A 2,889-nucleotide genomic window follows, 5' to 3' on the forward strand; every position below is an offset into this window, starting at 1 on the left:
TTCAGTTGGGGTACGTTTGGTGTTGCGCAAAGTAGGGTTATACCGGCACCTAATTACCAAGCCCAAGTATGCTGCTGAGTTGGAATGACGGCGACCACAAGCCATAGGTATATCAGGTATCTCGTGGAGTTTTGATAGATGTGTATTCACCTACTCCATGATGAGTACGATATAAAGCATTGCCAGACATGGCATCTTGATTTTTAGCATCATTAGCGCGAGACTTAACTTTGTGGCTTTGATAAGTTGTGTCTGTGCTGAAAAAGAATCTGGCTGGTAGGCTCCTCATTGCACGTGATGCGGTAAAGAAGGCGCTCAACTCTATTCCCTGCGATGTAGCTGGTGTCTACAAGATGTTGGGTGCAAATGGCCTGGTTCTGTATGTAGGGAAGGCCAAAGATTTGAAAAAGCGCCTGCGCAGCTACTACAATTTTAATCAGATGTCGGACAGAATCCTGGCGATGGTGGGCCATATAACCGAGCTTGATGTTATAGTAACGCAGAGTGAGGCGGAGGCGTTGCTGCTGGAGGCGCAACTCATCAAAACTCTCAAGCCGAAGTATAACATCATAATGAGGGACGATAAGTTCTACCCGTACATTCTGCTTTCGAAGCACGAATACCCGCGTATCGTCAAGTATAGGGGAAGAAAGGAGGCCGGGCTGGGAAAATGCTACGGGCCTTTTATATCGTCACTAGTGGTCAAGCTGGTTATATCTGCGCTTAGGAAGGCGTTTCAACTTCGGTCATGTTCAGACAACTTTTTCGCCTCGCGAGATAGGCCATGCATTGAATACGAAATGCGCAACTGCTCGGCGCCGTGTACCCGCAAGATTTCAGAAGAGGATTATGCGAAATCTGTACATATGGCGCACAAGGTTTTGACGGGCAAGAGTAAGGAGCTGCAGAGAGAGTTATTTGACTCAATGCGCAAGTTTAGTGACAACCTAGACTATGAAAGTGCTATGGTCTACCGTGACAGGCTGCAGGCGCTAAAATCCATTCAAGAGTGTGTGTCATTCCAGACGGAGATGTCATGTGATGCCGATTTTGTCTCAATATATGGGCGCTCTGGCACATATTGCTTGCAAGTTATCTCCTTCCGGGGCGGCATAAGCTACGGTAGCCAGCCATATTTTGTTGATGATGGCAATTATGAAAGTGAATCAGACGTGCTAGGCATGTTTATGCTGCAAGTGTATAGCGATCCGCCCGGTAGAGTATACGTAGACTGTGAAAGTGACTATTGTGAGGTGATAAATGCCGCGTTGGAGGAGCTGTTAACACGCAAAGTTGATATTCTTACTGCAAAATCGCACGAGGAATTGAAATTTTTGAGGCTGGCGCGCAACAGCGCGATGGAGGCCCTTAATCGCAGATTACGTGACAAGGCGCTTCCCGCAGAATTGGAAGAGCTTGCCGAGCTTTTTGGGCTTCCAAACCCCCCAGAGAGGATAGAGGTGTATGACAACAGCCATATTTCTGGCACGCACCCATTTGGAGTAATGGTAGTATGTGGCAAGGATGGGCTGCTGAGGAAGGAATATCGCAAGTTTAAAATTCAGACAGTGCTCAATGGGGATGACTATTCAATGATGCACGAAGTGCTCTTCAGGAGGTTCAGTGAAGAGAGCCCATCAGTGCCAGATTTTGTACTCATTGACGGGGGTAGGGGCACATTTCCTCGGCCATTCAGGTGCTGGGTGACCTTGGCATTCCCTTTGCATGTATGGCCAAGGGTAGTAACCGTAATGCAGGGGAAGAGGTGTTTTACCTGCCAGATGGAAGGAAGATATGTCTAGATCCTGATAGTAAACTGATGCTATACATGCGAAAAATACGTGATGAAGCGCACAGATTTGCAATTACCTCCCACAGGAGTAGCAGGGATAGGACGCTATCGTCGGCAGTGCTGTGCGATATACCGGGAGTTGGTAGTGCCAGGCGTAGGGCCTTGATTACATATTTTGGCTCGATAGATGGCGTGAAGCGTGCCAGAACTGATGAAATTAGTAAAGTGCCGGGAATTAGTATAAAGCTTGCACAGAGGATATACGCCTATCTCAAACAAGGTATGGCGCAACCTTGACCGCCAGTAAGCTGAAGTAAGAATGGCTGGATATTGCAAATGCGAAACACGGGACGAGAGCGCGCAACTGCCCCGATTGGTGTGTTGTGGCAATGATCTACCAGGATGAGCGGTAGGGCACAGCCAACTATTTTCTATGATTACTGCGATGTTCTGGTTGTATTGCAGAGGAACCCGTCATGATTCCACTTGGCCCTGCGCCAAGGTTGTCGTCCCAAAGCTGGTCTAGGGTTACTTTGCCGGCGGGACGTGTTACCGTCTTCTGCGGCAGTCTCTGTGCCGACTGCGCAGCGTATGGCAATTGCGCATCATCAATTTCTGCTTCTACATCAGGAGCGCGCGCTCCTCCCCTCGATGCCTTTGCGCCTTTACCGCGGGCGCGGTCAGACGGGGGCACGCAATTATTACCGCCTCTCTGGGCTAAGCATCGAGCGTACATTTCGAACATAGGGTCATCTTTACTGGCCGGGTCAATGTCAATGTCAGCGTCATCATCTCCTGCCAAGGCACCAAAGCCCGCTCTAGCCGTCATTCGCGATTGCTCACCATATTCTGCTTCCGCGGCAGGGGCGGTTTTTGGTCGTGCTGCCGCCATCGGACGAGATTTTTTCGGCGTTTCAGCAGAGGGGTATACGAAATCGGGTGCAAAAACGCTCTCAAGGTTATCGTAAGTGCTCGACGTGACAGGATTTAACGACCCGTCTTCCCCGAAGAAAAACTCGACGCTTTCGCCGCCACCGCCATCATCTTGCACCTTTTGATCTTTTGGTTTCAAGTTCTTTAGGCTAACCCCAGGGTGT

2 pseudogenes are annotated in these 2,889 nt (G+C 49.4%); one reads left to right on the plus strand and one right to left on the minus strand.

Going from position 1 to position 2,889, the window contains the following annotated elements:
- Positions 1-248: 248 nt before the first annotated feature.
- Positions 249-2,089 (plus strand): annotated as a pseudogene (uvrC, locus tag GAC_RS00795) (excinuclease ABC subunit UvrC).
- A gap of 127 nt (positions 2,090-2,216) precedes the next feature.
- On the opposite strand, the pseudogene GAC_RS00800 reads toward uvrC, so the two are convergent.
- Positions 2,217-2,889 (minus strand): annotated as a pseudogene (locus tag GAC_RS00800) (Cpg1 family polymorphic protein); the annotation flags it as partial.

This window comes from Anaplasma marginale str. Florida (assembly GCF_000215485.1).
Classification (GTDB): Bacteria; Pseudomonadota; Alphaproteobacteria; order Rickettsiales; family Anaplasmataceae; genus Anaplasma; species Anaplasma marginale.